Source organism: Streptomyces sp. NPDC088732 (assembly GCF_044751205.1).
Taxonomy (GTDB): Bacteria; Actinomycetota; Actinomycetes; order Streptomycetales; family Streptomycetaceae; genus Actinacidiphila.
Genome location: NZ_JBIVLI010000024.1, coordinates 1 through 20,223, shown reverse-complemented (window position 1 = coordinate 20,223; position 20,223 = coordinate 1). Strand labels below are relative to the sequence as shown.

The 20,223-nt window shown below is 73.2% G+C and carries 18 protein-coding genes; 8 read left to right on the top strand and 10 right to left on the bottom strand.

Features of this window, described 5'->3' with window-relative positions:
* Positions 1-38 precede the first annotated feature (38 nt).
* The 6 genes from ACIP9H_RS32760 to ACIP9H_RS32735 all read right to left on the bottom strand — a co-directional run bounded on the left by ACIP9H_RS32760 (position 39) and on the right by ACIP9H_RS32735 (position 6,490).
* Positions 39-1,496, bottom strand: a complete 1,458-nt coding sequence (locus ACIP9H_RS32760) for a pyridoxal phosphate-dependent decarboxylase family protein (protein ID WP_401583571.1) — start codon at positions 1,494-1,496, stop codon at positions 39-41.
* A 330-nt stretch (positions 1,497-1,826) separates the two neighbouring features.
* Positions 1,827-2,417: a TetR/AcrR family transcriptional regulator gene (locus ACIP9H_RS32755; protein ID WP_401583572.1), complete on the bottom strand. Its 591-nt coding sequence runs from the start codon at positions 2,415-2,417 to the stop codon at positions 1,827-1,829.
* A 310-nt stretch (positions 2,418-2,727) separates the two neighbouring features.
* Positions 2,728-3,555: an SAM-dependent methyltransferase gene (locus tag ACIP9H_RS32750; protein ID WP_401583574.1), complete on the bottom strand. Its 828-nt coding sequence runs from the start codon at positions 3,553-3,555 to the stop codon at positions 2,728-2,730.
* A gap of 76 nt (positions 3,556-3,631) precedes the next feature.
* A complete protein-coding gene (locus tag ACIP9H_RS32745; protein ID WP_401583576.1) occupies positions 3,632-4,540 on the bottom strand; it encodes a helix-turn-helix domain-containing protein in 909 nt (302 codons plus the stop codon).
* A gap of 109 nt (positions 4,541-4,649) precedes the next feature.
* Positions 4,650-5,324, bottom strand: a complete 675-nt coding sequence (locus ACIP9H_RS32740; protein WP_401583577.1) for a response regulator — start codon at positions 5,322-5,324, stop codon at positions 4,650-4,652.
* Positions 5,312-6,490 (bottom strand): sensor histidine kinase, encoded by a 1,179-nt coding sequence (locus ACIP9H_RS32735; protein WP_401583579.1) that lies wholly within the window; start codon positions 6,488-6,490, stop codon positions 5,312-5,314. The genes ACIP9H_RS32740 and ACIP9H_RS32735 overlap by 13 nt, the downstream gene beginning before the upstream one ends.
* A 169-nt stretch (positions 6,491-6,659) precedes the next feature.
* Here ACIP9H_RS32735 and ACIP9H_RS32730 point away from each other — a divergent pair, with 169 nt between their 5' ends.
* The gene (locus ACIP9H_RS32730; protein ID WP_401583580.1) at positions 6,660-6,926 is read left to right on the top strand and encodes a hypothetical protein; all 267 of its coding nucleotides are present in this window, start codon (positions 6,660-6,662) and stop codon (positions 6,924-6,926) included.
* The gene (locus ACIP9H_RS32725; RefSeq protein WP_401583581.1) at positions 6,923-7,696 is read left to right on the top strand and encodes a polysaccharide deacetylase family protein; all 774 of its coding nucleotides are present in this window, start codon (positions 6,923-6,925) and stop codon (positions 7,694-7,696) included. The genes ACIP9H_RS32730 and ACIP9H_RS32725 overlap by 4 nt, the downstream gene beginning before the upstream one ends.
* Before the next feature lie 72 nt (positions 7,697-7,768).
* Here ACIP9H_RS32725 and ACIP9H_RS32720 read toward each other — a convergent pair whose 3' ends face one another.
* Positions 7,769-8,593, bottom strand: coding sequence for a helix-turn-helix transcriptional regulator (locus ACIP9H_RS32720; protein ID WP_401583583.1), 825 nt, complete (start codon positions 8,591-8,593; stop codon positions 7,769-7,771).
* Positions 8,594-8,779: 186 nt separating this feature from the next.
* On the opposite strand from ACIP9H_RS32720, the gene ACIP9H_RS32715 reads away from it, so the two are divergent.
* From ACIP9H_RS32715 to ACIP9H_RS32700, 4 genes are all read left to right on the top strand, one after another.
* A complete protein-coding gene (locus ACIP9H_RS32715; RefSeq protein WP_401583585.1) occupies positions 8,780-9,628 on the top strand; it encodes a DUF1684 domain-containing protein in 849 nt (282 codons plus the stop codon).
* A 75-nt stretch (positions 9,629-9,703) separates the two neighbouring features.
* Complete coding sequence (locus ACIP9H_RS32710; protein WP_401583586.1) at positions 9,704-10,264, top strand: GNAT family N-acetyltransferase; 561 nt, start codon at positions 9,704-9,706, stop codon at positions 10,262-10,264.
* Positions 10,264-10,755, top strand: coding sequence for a nucleotidyltransferase domain-containing protein (locus ACIP9H_RS32705; RefSeq protein WP_401583825.1), 492 nt, complete (start codon positions 10,264-10,266; stop codon positions 10,753-10,755). Before ACIP9H_RS32710 ends, ACIP9H_RS32705 begins: the two co-directional genes overlap by 1 nt.
* Positions 10,756-11,082: 327 nt before the next feature.
* On the top strand, positions 11,083-11,559 hold the full coding sequence (locus ACIP9H_RS32700) for a hypothetical protein (RefSeq protein ID WP_401583588.1): 477 nt from the start codon (positions 11,083-11,085) through the stop codon (positions 11,557-11,559).
* A 14-nt stretch (positions 11,560-11,573) separates the two neighbouring features.
* Here the strand turns inward: ACIP9H_RS32700 and ACIP9H_RS32695 are convergent, their stop codons facing one another.
* From ACIP9H_RS32695 to ACIP9H_RS32685, 3 genes are all read right to left on the bottom strand, one after another.
* A complete protein-coding gene (locus tag ACIP9H_RS32695) occupies positions 11,574-12,929 on the bottom strand; it encodes a mycothione reductase (protein WP_401583590.1) in 1,356 nt (451 codons plus the stop codon).
* A 162-nt stretch (positions 12,930-13,091) separates the two neighbouring features.
* Positions 13,092-16,064, bottom strand: coding sequence for a carboxypeptidase regulatory-like domain-containing protein (locus ACIP9H_RS32690; RefSeq protein ID WP_401962429.1), 2,973 nt, complete (start codon positions 16,062-16,064; stop codon positions 13,092-13,094).
* Between the two features lie 506 nt (positions 16,065-16,570).
* Positions 16,571-17,773 (bottom strand): cytochrome P450, encoded by a 1,203-nt coding sequence (locus tag ACIP9H_RS32685; protein ID WP_401583594.1) that lies wholly within the window; start codon positions 17,771-17,773, stop codon positions 16,571-16,573.
* 152 nt (positions 17,774-17,925) lie between these two features.
* On the opposite strand from ACIP9H_RS32685, the gene ACIP9H_RS32680 reads away from it, so the two are divergent.
* Entirely contained in the window at positions 17,926-18,837 is a 912-nt protein-coding gene (locus ACIP9H_RS32680) for an alpha/beta fold hydrolase (protein ID WP_401962428.1), read from the top strand.
* A 108-nt stretch (positions 18,838-18,945) separates the two neighbouring features.
* Positions 18,946-19,992, top strand: coding sequence for an L-glyceraldehyde 3-phosphate reductase (gene mgrA, locus ACIP9H_RS32675; protein WP_401583598.1), 1,047 nt, complete (start codon positions 18,946-18,948; stop codon positions 19,990-19,992).
* The last annotated feature ends 231 nt before the right edge of the window (positions 19,993-20,223 follow it).

Below are 20,223 nucleotides of genomic sequence, written 5' to 3'. Positions count from 1 at the left end.
CGGGCGGGGACGGCCGACCGGCGCACGCGGTACGGGAATCACGACCCCGGCCCGGTGCCCTCGGAGGCCGCCCTCCCCGCCTCGGCCGTGACGAGGTCGAGCAGTTCGTCGATCCGGTCCCGGTGGGTGCGGTAGGACACCACGCAGACGCGGATGGTCTGCCGCCCGTCGATCACGGTGCTCTGGAGCAGGACGCGGCGGCCGGCGTTGACCCCCTCCAGCAGGCGCCGGGTCGCGCGGTCGGCCTGCTCGGCGGCGGCCCGCGTGGTGCCGTGCGGCCGGACCCGGAACACGACGGTGCTCAGCTCGGGCCGCAGCGGCAGCTCCAGGGCGGGTATCGCGGAGAGGCGGTCGTGGACGTGCCGCGCCAGGTCCAGCTTCTCGTCCAGAGCGGCCCGGAAGGCGGCGACGCCGTGCAGGTGCAGAGGGAGCCAGAGCCGCAACCCGCGCACCTCGTGGCTGAGCTCGACTCCCATGCCGGCGTAGTCGGGCAGGCCGTCGTAGGAGCCGACGTCCTGCAGATAGGTGCCGGTGCCCGAGAAGGCGGCCCGCAACGTCCGCGGATCGCGGACGACGAGGGCGCCGGTCCCGAAGGGCAGGAACAGCGCCTTGTGCGGGTCGAGGGTGACCGAGTCGGCGCGTTCCAGGCCGGTGAGGGCGGCCCGTCCGCGCTCGGTGAGCCGGAAGAACCCCCCGTAGGCGGCGTCGGCGTGGAACCACAGGCCCTCCCGCCGCGCCAGGTCGGCGATCGCGGCCAGGGGATCGATCGTCCCGGTGTCGGTGGTGCCTGCCGACCCGACGACGAGGAAGGGGCGCCGTCCGGCCGCGCGGTCGGCGCGCACCATCGCTTCCGCCGCCGGCACATCCATGCCGAGCCGCCCGTCGCAGGGCACGCTGCGGATGTTGCGCGCCTTGATGCCCGCGAGCAGGGCGGCCTTCGCGACCGAGTGGTGTGCGTGGGGGGTCGTGTAGACGGTTCCCTCGCCGATGTCCTCGCCGAGTCTGTCGTGGCGGGCGGCGACCAGCGCCGAGAAGTTGGCCATGGAGCCGCCGGTGGTCAGCAGGCCGCCGCTGCCCTCGGGCAGTCCGCACACGTCGCGTGCCATCCACTGCACGGTGCTCTCCTCGAGCGCGGCCAAGGCGGGCGCGGCGACGGCGAGACTGCCGTAGCGGTTGGTGGCGCGAGCCCAGAACTCCCCGAGTGCGGAGCTGTACAGCCCCCCGCCGGGGACGGCGGCGAGGAAGCCGGGTCCTGTGGTCTCCACAGCGCACGCCGTCGCCTCGTCGAGCCGGTCCAGCAGCGGTTTGAGCTCTCCGCCCGTCTCCGGGGGCGGCGCGAGGAACGCCCGCACCAGGTCGGCGGTCTCCTCGGGAGTGGACACGTTGTCCACGGGACGGTCGGGGATCCCGGCCACGAACTGCGCGATCCGCGCGGCCACCAGGCCGCCCATTTCGGCCACGTCGGCCGCGTCGGTCTCCAGCGGGTTGTGACTCATGCCGTCCCCAATCGTGCAGGCGCGCCGGGATGCCGGTGGGAGGCAGCACGGACCGGCCGATCCGCATCGTCGATGTGGTGCGTCGCCCGCCGGTGAGGCACACGTCCGGCCGGGATCACCCCACCGGGCCGGGCCCACGTCGTCGTGCGGCCCTGGCAACGCCCCGGCACATACCGTGCCGGAAGGTACGAACGCCCGCCGTTCGGGAGCGGGCGGCATCGGCCGCGGCCGGGAGCGGGCCGGGAAGTGCCGCACGGGCGATCCGGCACACCGTACAACAGCCGCCCATCAGGCGGAAGCTTTGATTCCGGAGCGCGGTCCGCCCCGCACCTACGGGCGGGGCAGCAGCGCCATCGCGGTGTCAGCGACGGCGTGGAGCGACTCGGGGCCGCTGCCGCCCTTGCCGAGGGCCTCGATGCCGCGGATGACGGCAAGGAGGAGTGCGGCGAGGCGCGCGGGGTCGGCGGCCGGGTCGATGTCGCCCGCGCGCTGGGCGGCCGCGACGCACGCGGTGAAGAGTTCCTCCAGCGCGGCGAAGGTGCGCCGGGCGATCGCCTGGACCTCGGGGTCGCGGCCGGAGAGCTCGGCCGTGCCGTTGGCGAGCAGGCACCCGCGCAGGTCCACGTCGGAGGCGGTGGCCGCGGCGACGTCCCGCACCTGCCCGCCCAGGCGCTCCAGTGCGCCCTCGTCGGGGCCTTCCAGGCGGTCGCCGATGGCCTTGACGAGCCCGTCGCAGTAGTCGCGGAACGCGCGCAGGAACAGCTGGTGCTTGTCGCCGAAGGCTCCGTAGAGGCTGCCTTTGCCGAGTCCGGTGTCGCGCAGGATGTCGTCGACGCTGGTGCCCGCGTAGCCGGTCGACCAGAACCGGTCCCTGACCGCGCGCAGTACCTGGTCCTCGTCAAAGCTCCGGGGTCGTGCCATGCGCCCACCGTATCTGTTCTTGACTGCCCCGTCCACAATCGGGTGGGCCTGGACGAGGTCGTCCGCAGCACAGGACCCGCCGGGACACGTGCCACGGCTCCGGCGGCCTCCCCCGAAGACCTCCGTCATGGCGGCCGAGGGCGGCGCGCCCGGGGAGGCGGTCGCGGCCTTCCTGGCCGGGCCGGACGTCTCGTTCGTCACCGGCTCCGAGCACTCCGCCGTCGGCGGGCGAGGCAGGCCCAGGTCCGACCGGCAGCACGGCAGGCGCCGGCACCGGGCGGGCCGCCCGGTGCCGGTCCGCCGCGGCGGACTACGGCTTGCGGGCCATCCCGGCGGCGATCAGGTGCTCCCAGACCGTCAGCTCCCGCTCCGCCTGGCCGATCTGCGAGGCGTCGGCCGCCTCGGGCCGCCACAGGGACGCGGGGACGATCCCGGGCTCCAGCATCTCCAGCCCGTCCAGCAGGCCCTCGATCTCCTTGTCGGTGCGCCACCGGCCGCGCCCGAACGTCTGCTGGAGGACCCGCTCGGCCTCCACGGTCTGCGGGTTGTTGCCCGACCGGAAGTGGCTGACGAAGAAGTAGCTCCCGGACGGCACCTGCTCGCGCCAGTAGGCGACGATGCCCGCCGGGTCCTCGTCGTCGTTCACGTGGTGCAGGATCGCGCTGAAGATGACGGCCACCGGGCGGCTGAAGTCGATCAGTTCCAGGGTGTCCGCGTGCTCGCGGATGCCCTCGGGCTCCCGCACGTCCGCCTGGATCACCCGGGTGTCGTCGTTGTCCTCCAGCAGGGCCCGGCCGTGGGCCAGCACGATCGGGTCGCTGTCCACGTACACCACGCGGGAGCCCGGCGCGTGCCGCTGGGCGACCTGGTGGACGTTGTCCGCCGTCGGCAGACCGCTGCCCAGGTCGAGGAACTGCCGCACGTCGGTGGTCGTCGCGATCTCCCGGACCGCGCGGACCAGGGCGGCGCGATTGGCGAAGGCGATCGCCACCGAACCGGGCAGGTCCCGCTTGAAGACATCACCGATCTCCCGGTCGACGGCGTAGTTGTCCTTGCCGTCGAGCAGGTAGTCGTACACGCGCGCGATGCTGGGTTTCGTCTGGTCGACCCAGGAATCCTGTTCCGTCATGCCGGCCATCCTTCTCCACACCGCGTCGCCCAACCACCCTCGTGCGCAAGGATAGTGTGCCGATCCGGCCGCGTGCCGCCGCCCCTCAGCCGAGCCGGTCGATCAAGGACGCCAGCAACCGGGCGGAGTTGCGCGGCGGTTCGGCCTCGGCCGCCAGCCGGTCCATGACCGTCAGGTAGTGCTCGACGTCCTCCTGCTTGTCCAGGTACAGGGCGCTGGTCAGCTGCTCCAGGTAGACGATGTCGGGCAGCGCGGGTTCCGAGAAGCGCAGGATGGTCACCGGCCCGCCCGCCGCGGCCAGGCCGCCGACGTCGAACGGCGCGATCTGCAGCGTCACATGGGGCAGCGTGGCGGCCTCCATGAGGTACTCCAGCTGACCGCGCATCACCTCGACGCCGCCGAGCGGCCGGCGCAGGCACGCCTCGTCCAGCACGACCCACAACCGGGGCGCTCCCGGCCTGGTCAGCAGCTTCTGACGGGTCATCCGCATGGCGACACGACGCCCGACCTCGCTCTCGGTCGCGCGGGGGTGGCCGAGCCGCATGACGGCCCGCGCGTACGCCCCGGTCTGCAACAGGCCCGGCACGAACTGCACCTCGTACGTCCGGATGGTGTGCGCGGCCTCCTCCAGGCCGATGTGCGTCTCGAACCAGCCGGGCAGGACATCGGCGTACTGGTGCCACCAGCCGGGGGTGTTGGCCCGGCGGGCCAGTCCGAGCAGCTCACCGCGCTCCCGCTCGTCCGCCACGCCGTACAGGGTGAGCAGGTCCGCGACGTCGCGCTCCTTGAAGCCCACCCGGCCCAGTTCCAGGCGGCTGATCTTCGCGTGCGAGGCGCGGATGGCGTCCCCCGCGGCCTCCCGGCTGATGCCCCGGTCCTCGCGCAGCCGGCGCAACTGCGTGCCGAGCACGATGCGCAGCACGGTCGGGCCGCCCTGGGGCGTGTCGGTCCAGGAACGGGCCACGGACTCACCGCCCGGCCCAGCAGCGCTCATCTCGACTCCCCTGAACGACTCGTCGGGGCCAGTCTCCCACTGCCGCACCGGCGTTCGCAGTCCCACCGCGCAGAACGGCGGAAGGAACGGCCCGGTCGCGCCCGGCCGGTCAGACCAGCCCCGCGCGGTAGACCAGCAGGGCGATCTGGACCCGGTTGTTCAGGTCGAGCTTGGTCAGGATGTGGGAGACGTGCGACTTGACCGTCGGCAGGCTCATGAAGCACGAGGCGGCGATCTCCGCGTTGGTCATGCCCTGGGCGACGGCGAGGGCCACCTCCCGCTCTCGGTCGCCGAGCAGCCGCAACAGGCCCTCCGCCCGGTCCTGTTCGGTACGGTCCGCGGGGGCGCCCGGCGCGGTGCCGGTGACGGCGTCGATGAGCTGCTTGACGGCGTCGGGCGACAGGACCGGCTCCCCCGCCATCACGTTGCGCACCGCCGCCACGATCTGCGCCGGGGGCGTGTGCTTGAGGACGTAGCCCGCCGCCCCGGCCCGCAGCGCGCCGAGGATGTAGCCGTCGGTGGTGAAGGTCGTGAGGATCAGCACCTCGGGCGCCCGCGGCAGCCGCCGCAGCGCGGCGGTGGCGGCGAGCCCGTCCATGCGCGGCATGCGGATGTCCATCAGGACCAGGTCGGGGTGGTGGGCCTCGGCCAGCGGCAGGACGTCGGCACCGTCCTCGGCCTCGCCGACCACGTCGATGTCGTCCGCGGCGGACAGCATCAGGCGCAGGCCGGAGCGGACGAGCGGGTCGTCGTCGACGATGAGCAGGCGGGTCATCTTGTCCATGGCAGCCAGACGTCGAGTCGGAAGTCGGTCGCGGTGTGGCGGTGGCTCATGCGCCCGCCGGCCAGGCGCACGCGTTCGTTCATGCCGATGAGGCCCTGCCCCGAGCCGGGCCCGCGGGTCGCGGGCTCGCGCTGCACGGGGTTGGCGACGCCGACGGTCAGCCCGGAGCGCCGGCCCCCGGTGAGGGTGAGGCTGACGGGTGTACGGGGGGCGTGCTTGCGGTGGTTGGTGAGGGCTTCCTGCAGTACGCGGTAGGCGGTACGGCTGGTGGCCGGGTCCATCGTGGCCGGATCCTCCAGTTCCTGGTGCGTCTCCACGGTGGCGCCGGTCGCGCGTGCCTCCTCGATCAGCCGCGGCAGGTCGCCCAGTGAGGGCTGCGGGGGCTCGGCGTGCGGACTGACCGTGGGGGCGCGCAGGACCCGCAGCACGTCCTGGAGGTCCTCCAGCGCCTGGCTCGCGCTCTGCCGGATCACGCCCGCGGCCTCGGCGACCTGTGCGGGCGCGGCGCCCGGATGGAACTCCAGGGCACCCGCGTGCATGCTCAGCAGCGTCAGCCGGTGCGCCAGGACGTCGTGCATCTCCCGCGCGATCTCCTCGCGCGCCTGCTGCCGCGCCCGGTCGGCGCGCAGCGCGGCCTCGCGTTCGGCACGCGCCTCCCGTTCCCGCACACCCCCGACCCACAGTCCCCAGCCCACGGTGCCGCCGACGAACGCGACTCCCGCCACCGCCATGGCCACGCTCAGGGGGTTGAGCAGGGCCGTCACGAACGGCCGCGCCAGAACCGGCAGCAGCGCGAAGCCGGTGACCGCGGCGGTGGTCCGCCCCGGCCGGCGGGCGGCCACGGTGAACAGGGCCACCAGCAGCGGCACGCCGGTCGGCCACGCGGTGGCCAGGACGACGAGCGCCAGGGCCAGGGCCACCGGGAAGCGCCTGCGCCAGTAGAGCGCCGCGCACCCCAGCAGCGGCACGGTCATGCCCCGCGCGTCCAGTCCCCCGACGTACGGAACGAGCCACGACAGCGCGGCGTGCGAGGACAGCAGGGGTTGGACGGGCAGACCCCCCGCGTCCGACCGCACCACGAGCGCGGTCAGCGCCGCCGCCGAGGCCACCACGAAGGCGTCGGCGAGACGCGGCCGCTCGCGCCACTGCTGCCGGAGGTCGATCACGCTCGCCACCGTAAGGGCGCTCCGCCCGCCCGCCAACTCGTGACGGGGCGCGCGGTGAATTCCTGTACCAAAGGATGAAGGCGCCCTGTCCCGGTGGTTCTTTCGGCTGCGCGCACTACCTCCGCATGGCCGAATTCGGCGCCCCCCGCCGCTCCGTAGCGTCGGCGCCATGAACTTCGAACAATTCTCCAAGAACCTTTCCAGGACCAGCGTCGCGGCCATTGCGGCCGCATTCGCGGGAGTCGTCGTCACGCTCTACGCGGCCGTGCACATCGTCGAGCGGATCTGGGCCCACGCGACGCTGGCCCTCGTGCAGATCCCGGGCCTCGGCGCGGCCGTCGTGCTCGCGGCGGGCGTGATCGTGCTCGGCGTCTCGACGGGACTGCTGCGCCGTGGGGCGCACCGGGCACGCACGGACGCGGACCTGGGCTCGTGACACTGCGCCCCCGACGCGGCGTCCGCGCCGTTCTCGCCCTGATCACCGTGGCTGCCGCGGCATCGACCGCCGCGTGCGGAACACTCCACGGGGTGACCTCGCCGCACGACGAGCGGGAGCACGCCGCGGCGGCGGGGACCGGGGATCCGCAGCCGGCCGTCGACTGCGCCACGGACAAATGCGTCGCGCTCACCTTCGACGGCGGCCCCAGCAGACCGACCCCGGCGCTGCTCGACATCCTGAAGGAAAAGCACGTCCACGCCACTTTCTTCGTCCAGGGAAAGGGGCACACGGACACCTATCCGCAAACGGTGCTGCGCATGGCCCGCGAGGGCCACGAGATCGGCAACCACACCTGGTCGCACAAGAATCTCACCGCATTGGACGAGAAAGGGATCACCGACGAAATAGCCCCCGTGCAGCAGGAGGTACGGGCGATCACCGGGCACACGCCGACAGTGATGCGTCCCCCTCAGGGCCGTACCGACGACGACGTGTCCGGCGTCATGAAGCGGCTGGGTCTGGCACAGGTGCTGTGGAGCGCGACCGCGAGCGACTTCGCCACCAGGGACACCGACACGATCATCAAGCGCATCCTGGAGCAGACCCACCGCGACGGGATCATCCTCCTCCACGAGAGCTACGGGGGAACGGTCCCCGCCGTGCCCACGATCATCGACACCCTCCAAAAGCGGGGCTACACCCTGGTCACCGTCTCCCAGCTGCTCGCCCCGGCCGTCCCGCGGCCCGGCGTGGTCTACCGTCCGTGAACCGTGCGCCCCCGGACGCCGGTGCTGCCGTTCGCGGCGGCACCCCGGCGTGCGGGGGCGCCGGCACGCCCGTCAGGTCCGGCCGCCGGCCAGCCGCCGCAACCGCTCCTCGCTCGGGCTGCCGGGTTCCGCGGTGAAGACGGTCAGGATCTGCGACTGGTCGAGGTCGGCCAGGCTCTCACCGTGAAGGCGGAGGGGGCCGACGTCGGGGTGGTGGATCGTCTTGGGCTCGCAGTACGGCCCGAGCACGGGGCGTTCGCGCCACAGCGCGGCGAACTCGGGACTGGCGTCGAGCAGCGCGTCCACCAGGACGCGGACGCGGGGGTCGGAGCCGCCCGCGGTGTGCGCCGCCAGGAGCTGGGCGGTCAGGGTCCGGCTGTGCCGCGCGTGCTCGTCGGCGGGAAGGGGCAGCCGCGTCCCGGGGTCGGTGAACCAGCGGTACGCCAGGGAGCGCGCGAGGCCCGTGTGGCGGGTCTGGTCCCCGAGCAGCAGCCGGGCCGGCCGGTTCTGCGCGAGGGTCTCACCGAGGTGGTTGACGATCTGCGCGGGCGTGTCGCCCAGGCGGTCCAGGATCCGCCGGATCCCCGGATTGACGCCGTCCGCCTCCGGCTCACGGCGCGGCGGGACGTAGCCGGCGAGCCGGAAAAGGTGGTCGCGTTCGTCCGGCGACAACCGCAGCCCCTCGGCGATCCCGGCGAGGATGCGCTCGGAGGGGCGGGGTCCCCGCTGCTGCTCGATCCGGCTGTAGTAGTCGGTCGACACATGGCTGAGGACGGCGACCTCCTCGCGGCGCAGCCCCTCGGCACGCCGCCGCCGGGTGCGGGGAAGACCCACGTCCTCGGGCTGGAGCGCCGCCCGGCGGCTGCGCAGGAACCCGGCCAGCTCACCTCGTCGCACCGCCGGCCCTTCCCTCGTCCTCGGTCCCCGGGGTGCACGGCGCGCACCCGTGCCCGCTGCAACCCGCGGCGGGCGCGGCGCTATTCCGGGGCCGCCGGGATTTCCCGTCGTTCCGGGGATGACGCGCCGGGCCGACGGGGTTGTACGGGGGTGGGACAGCTCACATCGCCGGGCGAAGGAGTGGACATGACCGTGCAGGACAGCCACCGGGCGGAGTCGCGGGAGGCCGTCGACCCGGCCGCCTTCACCGAGGAGTGGGAACGCTGGCACCGCGCCAAGGAGGACACGCTCGCCGGGCCGCACGGCTTCCTGGCGATCACCAGTCTGCGCTGGCTCGGCCCTGAGCCCGAGCGCTTCGACGACGCCCCCGGAAGCTGGTTGGCCGCCGGCGACCGCGTGGTGGTCGAGCTCGCCGAGGGCGAGGAGCTGACCGTCGACGGCACGGCGGTGCGCGGCCGTTACGACTTCGGGGTGATCGGCGAGCGGGACAGTGTGTACGCGGGCCACGGCGACGCGGTGATCGAGGTCGCCAAGCGCGGCGGGCACAACATCGTGCGCCCCCGTCACCCCGGCAACACCCTGCGCACCGCTTTCGCCGGCACGCCCGCCTACGCCCCGGACCCCCGCTGGGCCCGCGAGGGCCGCTTCGTGCCGTTCGACACCCCGCGCGCCGTGACCGTGGGCGCCGTCACCGAGGGGCTGGAGCATGTCTACGACTCCCCCGGCCAGGTGGAATTCGCCTGGGACGGGACCACGTACCGGCTCACCGTGTTCAACGGAGTCCGCCCCGGCAGCCTGATGGCGCTCTTCACCGACGCCACCTCCGGCGTGACCACCTACGCCGCCAACCGCTCGCTCCAGATCGACGCACCCGGCCCCGACGGCCGGGTCCGCCTCGACTTCAACCGCGCGGCCAACCTGCCCTGCGCCTACACCGACCTCGCCACCTGCCCCCTCCCGCCCGCCGGGAACCGCCTCCCGATGGCCGTCGAGGCAGGGGAGAAGATCCCCTTCGAACGCGGCGGCAAGGGCTGACCGGCTGACCCCCACCGGTGTCCGCGCGCCGGAAATCGCTGGACGCGCCGCGGTCCGGTCGGCGAACATCCGCCTGTGGCCGATGACTTCGACGACCGCGGACCGCGGCGGGTGCGCTGTGCGGAACTGTCCGGCGCGGCGATGGCGGCCCTGCTCGACGGGGACCTCCCCCGAGCCGGTGCGCTGACGGGCGTGCCGCTGACGGCGTACTTCCTGACCGACCGGGCCCTGTGGCTGTGGCGGTACCGGCTCGGTCAGATGGCCGCCGATCCCGGCCTGGCGCGGTGGATGGTGCGGCAGGTCCTCGTGGGGGACGAGGGCCTGGCCGTCGGGCACGCGGGCTTCCACGGGCCTCCCGACGGGACGGGCACGGTCGAAATCGGGTACTCCGTGGCTCCCGCCTTCCGCCGCAGGGGGTACGCCCGCTCCGCCGTGGCCGAGCTGCTGCGCCGGGCGGCGGCTGAGCCCTCGGTCCTGACCGTGCGGGCGGCCGTCGCGCCGGACAACCGGGCGTCCCTGGCCACGATCGCGGGCTTCGGCTTCGCCGAGGTGGGCGAGCAGTGGGACGAGGAGGACGGCCGTGAACTCCTCTTCGAGGTCCCGGCCCGCCCGGCCCGTGCGGGGGGCACCGCATGATGACCGCGTCCGACGTCCTGTCCGTACTCGCCCTGCTGCGGCGGGCGCACACCGAGGTGTGGATCGGCGGCGGCTGGGGCATCGACGCCCTCGTCGGTGAGCAGACCCGGCCGCACCGCGATCTGGACCTGATGCACCGCGCCGAGCAGGAGCCGGCCGTCGTCGCCGCGCTGGCGGACGCGGGCTTCGCCGAGACGCTGGACTGGCGGCCCGTACGGTTCGTCGTGACGGACCCGCGCGGGCGGGAGCTCGACCTCCATCCCCTGTCCTTCGCGGCGGACGGCTCCGCCGTACAGGCTTCCCCGGACCCCGACCGCCCTTTCCGGTATCCCGCGTCCTGCTTCACCACCGGCGTGATCGAGGGAACGGTCGTCCCTTGTCTCTCCGCGGCACAGCAGGTCCACTTCCACCAGGGCTACGAGCCGGCCGACCACGACCGGCACGACATGACCCAACTCCGCCGCGTGTTCGGCATCGCGACGCACTTCTGAGACCCGGCAGGGCCGCTGCCGTTGGCACTCACGTTCAAAAGTGTCAAACAGTGTTATGGAGATTCGGTGTGCACCTGACGCCTCCGCGACACCGGAAGCGCCCAACACGCCGGATATATGCTCATCAATCCGGACGAACACTCCCCGCGCCCTGCTCCCACACCCTGGACACGCGCCGCTGAGCGTCAACACTGTCTGCTACGTTCCCCATGACTCGACAGCGAGGCCGGCACGACGGGTGCGTGAGCCATCCGCACGGCTTCCCCCGTGCCCCGCACTCCCGGCGACCTGAACGACCGTTCCACAGCACGACCTTGGGAGCCACACGTGCGGAAAGCACTCCTGCCCGCCGTACTTGCCGCCGCAGCCGTACTCGTCACCGCCGCCGCGCTGGGCGCCGTCGCCGCCGCGCACTCGCACGGGTCCGGATCGGGCAGCCGGGCGGACGACGCGGAGGACGGCCTGCGCGTCGGCGCCGTCTGCTCGTCCGACTTCGCCTTCGCCACCGAGGTCTCGTGCGGGCTGACGCACTTCGGGGACGTGCGCAGGCACTGCTCCGCCCCGGGCACCGCCGGCTGCCCCCTGACCCGTTCCGTCACGCTGAAGAACGTGGGGCGGACGCCGGTACGGCTCGTGGCCGTCAGCGGATCGGCGCCCGGCGAGCGCCACGAGACCGTCTCCCGCACGCTGCGCGCCGGGGCGTGGGAGGTGCTGGGACCGCGGGACGGGGACCTGTATCTCTTCGATATCGTCCTGCGCTCGGACGGCGGCCGGGCGGCGGTCAGCGTCACGGGCGTCTCCTGACCCCGCGCGCGGGGTCAGAGGTCCAGCAGCGCCTGCTCGACGGCCTCGGTGAGCGCGGGGTGGATGTAGAGCACGTCCCGGGCGATCCGGTCCACGGTCTGCCCCAGGGACATGGCCTGGATCAGGGGCTGGATGAGCGTCGCGGCCTGGGGTCCGATGATGTGGGCACCCAGCAGCGTGCGGTCGGCCCGGTTCGCGAGCACCTTCACGAAACTGGTGGTGTCCTCGAGCGCCCAGCCGTACGCGGTCTGCGAGTAGTCGCGGACGCTGACGAGGTAGTCGATGCCGCGGCGGCGCACTTCCTGCTCGGTCATGCCGACGCCCGCGATCTGCGGATGGGTGAAGACCGCGTGCGGCACGGCGGAGGTGCCCAGGGTGCGGATGTCGTCGGGGTGCAGCAGGTTGTGGCTCACCAGCCGCACCTCGGCGTTGGCCCGGTGCTTGAGCTGGAAGTGGTTCGCGACGTCGCCGAGCGCCCACACGCCCGGCACCGAGGCGCGGCAGGCGGCGTCGGTCGCGATATGGCCGTCGGAGTCCAGTTCCAGACCGCCCGCCGCGGCGTCCAGCCGGTCGGTGTTGGGCCGGCGGCCGACGCACAGCAGCATCGCCTCCGCCTCGACGACCTGTTCGCCCTGCGGCCCCCGCACGGTGACCGCGACGCCGTCGCCGCGCCGCGCCACGGAGGTGACCTCGGTGTCCAGCAGGACCCGGTGCCGCCGCGAGGCGAGTTCGGTGAACCGCGCCGACACCTGCTCGTCCTCGGCCATCAGCAGCCGCGGCCGGTGCTGCACGATCGTCACCTCCGCCCCGAAAGCGTCGAGGACGTGACCGAACTCGGCGGCGATGAACCCTCCGCCGATGACGACCAGGGACGCGGGCACCTCGTCGATCCGCATGATGGTGTCCGAGGTGTGGTACGGGACGGTGTCGAGCCCCGGGATGTCGGGGATGACCGGCCGCGACCCGACCGCCACGACGATCGTCTCCGCGCCGATCCGCTCGGAGCCGACCTGCAGCACCTTCGGCGCGACGAAGCGGGCCGCCTCGGTGTACACGTCGACGCCGCTCTCACGGCGGAACCGCACCGCGTCCTGGTGGAGCGGGTCGATCCGTCCGAACACCCGGTCGCGCACGGTACGCCACCGCACGGGCTCCACCGTCGCGTGGACGCCGAGCCGCGCGGCCGCCCGTGCCTCCACCACCGCGTCGGCGGTGACGACCAGCATCTTGCTGGGAATGCAGCCCCGGTTGAGGCACGTCCCGCCGAACCGGCCGGGGTCGACGGCCGCGGAGCGCAGATGGGCGGTTTCGTCGCCGAACAGCATGTTGCCGCTGCCCATACCCAGAACCACGAGATCGTACTGCCGCACGTCCGTCCGCCTTCCATCCCTGCCGAGTCCGTTTCCTCCCGATTCTGACCCCTTCGGCCGCGACGGCGCAGCGGGCCACACCGCTCCCGGACATGGTGTCCCCGGCCGGACCGCGGCGCGCGCCGCGGTCCGGCCGGGGACGGCCGAGGAAATGACGGGCGATCAGGCGCCGTGGCCGTGGGCCGCGGTGACGTGCAGGGTCACCGGGACCGGGCTGATGGCGTAGGGGGTGTCGCCGGTGAGCGCGATCTCGGTGCGGTAGTCGCCCGGGCCCGTGACGTCGGAGGACGCGGAGTCCAGGACGACGGTGACGGTGGTGCGCCGGCCCGGTTCCAGCGTCACCTGGGAGACGCCCGTCGTCAGCCAGCCGGTGCCGGACGGCTGGGCCAGACGGACGGTCACCGCCCCGGTGCCGGTGTTGGCGAGGCGCAGCCGGACGGAGGTGTGCCGTCCCTGGGCGACGGTGCCGCTGATCGTGTCCGGGGTCGCGGTGACACGTCCGACGCCGAGGGCGAGGTCCGTACGTGTCACTCGGTCGGCGTGCACCGTGGCCCGCTCCGTGGCGGCCGAGTGGCCGGACGCCGTCGCACTGAGGGTGTGACTGCCGGGGCCCGCGGCGAACAGGGTGTAGAAGCCGTCGCCGACGGCCGGGTCGTCGGGGGTCGCGGTGGTGGTGGCGGTGGTCCCCGGGTTCTTCAGGTCGGTGACGGTGGCACCGACCAGGCCGGCCCCGGTGTTGGCGTCGCGGACGGTGCCGACGGTCAGGCCGCCGGGGGCGGGCAGGAGGGTGCGGGTGGCAATGTAGACGTCGTCGATCGCCCAGTGGTAGCCCCAGTTGGCGACGAAGCGGAAGCGCACCTGGACGGCCTTGTGCCCCGCGAAGGCGCCGAGCCCCACGTGCAGGGTGCGGTTCTGCACGCTGTCGCTGCTCTGCGGCGAGACCCAGGCGCTGGTCCAGGTGGCGCCGCCGTCGGTGGTGACGTCCACGCTCATCTGCTGGTTGTTCGGGTTGTACCCGTACTCGGTCTTGAAGGAGAGCTCCGCCGACTGCCCCGCGGAGAAGTCCAGGACGGGGCTGATGAGCTGGCTGTCCTGGTGCGGGCCGATCGGTCCGTTGTCGCTCTCGGCGACGGCGAAGGCACCGCTGCCGCCGGTGAGGTTGCCCCGCTGGATCGGGTCGTCGAACTCCCAGCCGCTGTCGGTGCCGGGGGCGTTCACGACGGTCCAGCCCTGCGGCGCGCCGGTGGTGGAGTCGAACGTCTCGGTGCGGCCCTGGCGTTCGAGGGTGTAACCGACGGCGGTCGCCGCGTCGGGGTCGGCGGTCAGCGCGAAGTCGGCGGTGACCTTTCGCCTGCCGACGTCGACCTGGCCGCCTCCGGGCCGGTAGCCGGGCAGGCTGCTGGTGACCTCGAGGGTGTACTCGGCGCCCTGGGGCAGGTCGAGCCGGTACGCGCCGGTCTCCGGATCGGTCCACACCGGGGCCTCGGGCGAACCCGCGACCGCGACCTGGGCGTAGAGCGGCCAGCCGTGGCCGGAGCCGTCGGTGACCTTGCCGCGCACGTGCTCGCGCGGGATCGGGGCGAGCGCGACGTCGCGCGTCAGGGACTGGCCGTCGGCGATGGTGAACGTGGCCGGGGCGGCGGCGGTGTAGCCGAAGGCCTTCACCGTCAGGTCCTTCACGGTGCCGGCGGGCAGGTCGAGGGTGTACGCGCCCTGGGCGTCGGTCGTGGCGACGTCCAGTCCGGAGCCGACGGTCGCGTGGGCGACCGGCTTGCCGGTGGCGGAGTCCTTCACGGTGCCGGACAGGGTGCCGTGCGGGCCGCTGCGGAAGGCGGCCAGGCCCGCGGGCGTGCCGAGGCCCGTGGGGCCGTCGTATCCGGGGCCGCCGGTGCACAAGTAGGCGGCGTCGCAAGTGCCGTTGGATCCGGTGGTGACGTCGTTGAGCCCGGCGCCGCCGGCCGCGTAGGGGTAGGCGTTGGGGTACGTGCCGGGCCGCGGGGGGCCGGCGAGCGCGTAGAGGGCGGCGATCACCGGGGTCGCGGCGCTGGTGCCGCCGTAGCGCTGCCAGCCGGTCCCGTGGACGCCGTACGACAGGTACACGGCAACGTTGTCGGCCACGGCCGAGACGTCCGCGACGCTCCGCCCGGTGCAGCCGGCGTCCTCCTGGAAGGCGGGCTTGGCCTGGTTCCGCGCGCAGCCGGAGCCGGGTCCGTAGTTGTCCCGGGCCCAGACCGTCTCGGACCAGCCGCGGGCGGTGCCCGGGTCGGCGGTGAGGGTGGTGCCGCCGACGGCGGTCACGGTCGGCAGGGTCGAGGGGAAGGAGACCCCGTACTTGTTGTCGCCGCTCGCCGCCACGACGGCGACGCCCGGGTGGTCGTAGGAGGCACCGTAGGTGGCGAGGTCAGTGCTGAAGTCACCAAGCCGGCCGTAGGAGTTGGAAACGTACTTCGCGCCGAGGGCGACAGCCTCGTCCACGCCCGCCGCAAGGTTCTCCAGGCCGTCGTTGTCGGTCTCCACGAGCAGGATGCGGGCGCCCGGGGCCGCCGCGGACACCATGTCCAGGTCGAGCGCGATCTCCCCCACCCACGCCTCGCTCGGCTGCGGGTAGGAGGTGCCGCCGCGCTGGTCGACCTTGCGGAAGCAGCCGTTGGCGGTGGTGCACGGCGGCAGGCCGTACTGGGCGCGGTAGACGGCGAGATCCGCCTCGGCGTTGGGGTTGTCGTAGGCGTCGACGATCGCGATCGTCTGCCCTGCGCCGCCGTCGGCGGGCAGGCTGTAGGCGCTCTGGATGTCCTTCGGGCCGAAGCCGGCGGGGGTCGCCGAGGCGCTGAGGCGAAGGAGCGGCGGCTGGCCGGTGGCGCGGAGCGCGTAGCAGGCGGCGCGGCCCTCCGCGGGGGTGTCGCAGACGGGTTCGAGGCCGGGCGTCGTACCGGGCGCGGTGGCGCGCGCCTGCGCCGAGGGCGCGGAATGGGCGGCGGCCTGGCCGGTCGCGCGGGCGACAGGTTCGGTCGGCCGGGCCTGCGCGGCGGGCTGGAGGCCCAGCAGCGCCAGGGCCGCGACGCCCAGGACGGCCGCCCCGCGGCCGAGTACGCGGAAGGCCGGTGAGGCACTTCTCGCGGAGGGGGATATCGACACAGTCCACCAATCCGGACAGGGCCCCGAATTCGGGGCCGGCGACGGCGGATTCAGGGTTCCGCCGACGCACCATTACCGGACCTGCATTGACCGTGTGTCAATACCTTGTTTGTTGCCGTCACATGTCGGCGCCACTTCGGTGCGCATGATGCGGGCCAGGAGTAAAAAGGTTCAAAAAAGAGCCGGTTCACCGTGCGGCAGGAAAGCGTGCACGACTCACGGCACGAAGGGGAAGAGCAGGTGAACAGGGTTGCCCTCGTGGCGAATCCGCTTCAGCCGCCATGAAGACGGGCAGATCGCCCGCCGGTTCGCGCACGTCGGCTGCGACATTCCTGGAGCCCGGACTTCCCACTTGCGCAGCCGCGCATTCCCGCCCCGGCCCCGGCTTGCCTCAGGAGCTGCCGCGGACGAGAATCCGGTCTCGACGGAAAGGGAACCGCACAACCGTGCACCGGCCATTCGGAATTGCGGCGAGGTGCCGGAATTCCGCGCACCGGGCGGTCGCGTCAGAGCCGGACGGGCACCCGCGCCATCGCGTGGAAGACGATGGTGGGCAGCGGTTCCAGCGCCTCGGCGGGCTCGGCGAGTTCCAGGCCGGGGAAGCGCGTGAAGAGTGCGGGCAGGGCGACCGCCGCCTCCAGCCGGGCCAGCGTCTCCCCGATGCAGCCGTGCACGCCGTGGCCGAACGCCACGTGCTCCTTGTCCCGCCGGTCCGCGTCGAACGTCGCCGCCGTCTCCCCGTGCAGCCGCGCGTCGCGCCCGCCGGCCCCGAAGCCCACGAGGATCGCCTCCCCGCGGCGGATCACGACGCCCTCCCCGAGGTCGATGTCCTCCAGCGCGTAGCGCAGCGGCATGTGCTGCACCGGCGCGTCCGCGCGCAGTGTCTCCTCGACGACCGCGGACCACGGTGTCATGCCCTCCGTGACGGCGAACCGCTGCCGCGTGTGCCGGAGGACGTTGACGACGGCGTTGCCGATGAGACCGGTGGTGGACGGCACCCCGCCGGCGATGGTGACGACGAGGGCCAGCAGGCGTTCCTCGTCCGTCATGTCCGCGGCCCGCACGAGCGTCGTGGCCAGGTCCTCCCCGGGGTCGTCCCGCTTGGCCGCGAGCAGCGCGGCGAGGAAGCCCATGGCGTCGTCCATGCCCGCGGCGGCCGCCGCCGGGTCGGCGGGGGGCTCCAGCAGACTACCGACGGCCCGCCGCGACCGCTCCACGCTCTCCTCAGGGACGCCGAGGACGTCGCACACGGTCCCGGCCGCGACGACCTCCGCGTAGCCGCGGCGCAGGTCGACCACCGTGCCCGAGCCGGGCGTCCCCAGCGCGTCGAGCGCGGCGTCCACCCGCTCGCGCAGCCGCTCCCCCAGGGCCTCCAGGCGCGACGCCGTGAACGCGTCCTCCATGACGGTGCGCAACCGGCGGTGATCGGTGCCGTGCGCGTTGAGCACCGTGGGCGCGAGCAGGAACGGCGCGAGCGGCCAGTCCCCCTCCACGGCGGCCAGCGCGGGCCAGTGGCGCCGGGCGTCACGGGACACGCGGTCGTCCTCCGTGAGCCGTTTGACGAGGTCGTACCGCGTGACGGACCACGCCGTCACGCCGCCCGAGAGATCGACCCGGACGGCCGGACCGAGGCTCCTGAGCCTGGCGTTGTCCTCCAGAAGCCGGCGCCCGGTGGGGTCGAAGCGGAAAACCTCCGGATGAGTCGCCATGGCCGATCGCGCTCCGTGCTCGCCGTACGGCGCCGCGGCGCCGATGCCGTCCCGTCTCATCCCATCGTTCGGGGCGTTTCCGCTTCCCGCACGGCGAGCGGCCGCAGGACGCCACTACCGACACCACCTCAGGTGGTTACCATGGAAACCCTGTGATCCACGCGAGGTACCCCGTGAACGTCGAAGGCAGCAGCACCCCGGTCCCGGGCCGCCGCGAGGGCGAGATCCTCACCGACGACGGAGTGCGCCTGCGGTATCAGGAGGCCGGATCCGGGAACCCCGGGCACCCGCTCGTCCTCGTCCCCGGGTTCGGGCAGACCGCCGCCGGGTTCGCCGCGCAGATCGACGGACTCGGCCGCCACCGCCGCGTGATCGCCCTGGACCAGCGGGGCCACGGCCGCTCGGAGCGCCCGGCCCACGGCTACCGCGCCTCCCGGCTCGCCATGGACCTGCACCAGGTGCTCGAGGGCCTCGACCTGCGCGACGCGACCCTGCTCGGCCACTCCCTGGGCTGCTCGGTCCTCTGGTGCCACTGGGACCTCTTCGGTTCCGACCGGACCGGCCGGCTGGTCCTGGTCGACCAGTCGCCCGTCGTGTCGTCCGAATTCGCCGGTGCCGGGCAGGAGGCACCGCCCGCCGCCGTGTTCACCCGGGACATGACCCTGGGCTTCGCCGCCGGACTGCGCGGCGGTCCCGATGCTGTCGATGCCGTCGTGCGCGCCGTCGTCGCCATGCTGCACAGCCCGTCCCTCGGCGAGGACGAGGTGCGGTGGCTCGTGGAGCAGACCCGGCTGCTGCCGCCGCGCCACGCGGCGGACCTCCTTCTGGACCACTACGCCAACGACTGGAGGGACGTCCTGCCCCGCATCACCGTCCCGGCGCTCGTCATCGGCGGCGAGCTCAGCTTCCTGCCGCCCGGCACGACCGAGTGGGTCGCCTCCCTGATCCCCGGAGCACGCGCACGCGTGTTCTCCGCCGACGAGGCGGGCAGCCACCTGATGTTCCGGGAGAACCCCGCGCTCTTCAACCGCGTCGTCGCCGACTTCCTCGACAGCGTCGAATGATTGAGAAGCCACAGCGCTCAATCCAAGAGACGACGACTGTTGGACTTCCTAATCACGGCACAGCAGGCTGGCCCCCGCACGCCACCCCCTACGTCGCGGAGAAGTCCCATGCCCCACGTCGCCAACCCCGACCGCTACGACGGCACGATGCGGTACCGCCGCACCGGACGCTCGGGACTCGACCTGCCCCTGCTCTCCCTGGGCTACTGGCACAACTTCGGCGACGACAAGCCCTTCGAGCGGCAGCGCGAGATCGCCCTGCGCGCGTTCGACCTCGGCATCACCCACCACGACCTGGCGAACAACTACGGGCCGCCGTACGGCGCGGCCGAGCTCACCTTCGGGCGCATCATGAAGAACGACCTCGCGCCCTACCGCGACGAGATGGTGATCTCCACCAAGGCGGGCTGGGACATGTGGCCCGGCCCCTACGGCCAGGGCGGCGGCTCCCGGAAGTACCTGCTCGCCTCGCTGGACCAGTCCCTGGAGCGCATGGGCCTGGAGTACGTCGACATCTTCTACTCCCACCGCCTCGACGCCACCACGCCGCTCGAGGAGACGATGGGCGCCCTCGACACCGCGGTCCGCCAGGGCAAGGCCCTGTACGTGGGCATCTCCTCCTACGACGCCGAGCGCACGCGCGAGGCCGCCGCCGTCCTGCGGGACCTCGGCACCCCGCTGCTGATCCACCAGCCCTCGTACTCCCTGCTCAACCGCTGGATCGAGACCGAGGGCCTGCTGGAGACCGCGCACGCCGAGGGCGTCGGCGTGATCGGTTTCACCGCGCTCGCGCAGGGCCTTCTGACGGACCGTTATCTCGACGGCGTGCCCGCGGACTCCCGCGCCGCGCACGGCTCGACGTTCGACGCGGCCTGGCTCTCCGAGGACATGCTGCGACGGCTGCGCGGCCTCGCCGGCATCGCCCGCGACCGCGGCCAGTCGCTGGCCCAGATGGCACTGGCCTGGGCCCTGCGCGACGAGCGCGTCACCTCGCTCGTGATCGGCGCGTCCCGTGTTGAGCAGGTCGAGCAGAACGTCGCCGCCTTGGGCAACCTCCACTTCAGCGCCGAGGAACTGGCCCGGATCGACGAGTTCTCCTTCGACGCGAGCGGTGTCGACCTCTGGCGCGACGCCCGCAACGGCGCCCTCGGCTGAGGGGCGGCCGCTGGGCCGCGTCGTCGAGTGAGCGCTCAGCCACCACTGGGGCCCCCACCGCCCGAAGGGCGGGTCCCACGTCCCCCAGCGGACCTGAGGGCGCGTCGCAGGACGGAACGGCCGCTGACGACGCCGACTAAAGGGTGTTGCACAAGCCTGCGCGCGGGCAGGTCAGAGTGGGCGCCGGGCTCGTCTTCTCATGACACGAGGGCGAGGTTGTGCATGTGGGCG

Coding starts and splice junctions, on each gene's coding strand:
- mgrA (WP_401583598.1), top strand. CDS start 18,946: ATGCCCCACGTCGCCAACCCCGACCGCTACGACGGCACGATGCGGTAC.
- ACIP9H_RS32750 (WP_401583574.1), bottom strand. CDS start 3,555: ATGGCCGGCATGACGGAACAGGATTCCTGGGTCGACCAGACGAAACCC.
- ACIP9H_RS32730 (WP_401583580.1), top strand. CDS start 6,660: ATGAACTTCGAACAATTCTCCAAGAACCTTTCCAGGACCAGCGTCGCG.
- ACIP9H_RS32755 (WP_401583572.1), bottom strand. CDS start 2,417: ATGGCACGACCCCGGAGCTTTGACGAGGACCAGGTACTGCGCGCGGTC.
- ACIP9H_RS32760 (WP_401583571.1), bottom strand. CDS start 1,496: ATGAGTCACAACCCGCTGGAGACCGACGCGGCCGACGTGGCCGAAATG.
- ACIP9H_RS32705 (WP_401583825.1), top strand. CDS start 10,264: ATGACCGCGTCCGACGTCCTGTCCGTACTCGCCCTGCTGCGGCGGGCG.
- ACIP9H_RS32745 (WP_401583576.1), bottom strand. CDS start 4,540: ATGAGCGCTGCTGGGCCGGGCGGTGAGTCCGTGGCCCGTTCCTGGACC.
- ACIP9H_RS32685 (WP_401583594.1), bottom strand. CDS start 17,773: ATGGCGACTCATCCGGAGGTTTTCCGCTTCGACCCCACCGGGCGCCGG.
- ACIP9H_RS32740 (WP_401583577.1), bottom strand. CDS start 5,324: ATGGACAAGATGACCCGCCTGCTCATCGTCGACGACGACCCGCTCGTC.
- ACIP9H_RS32715 (WP_401583585.1), top strand. CDS start 8,780: ATGACCGTGCAGGACAGCCACCGGGCGGAGTCGCGGGAGGCCGTCGAC.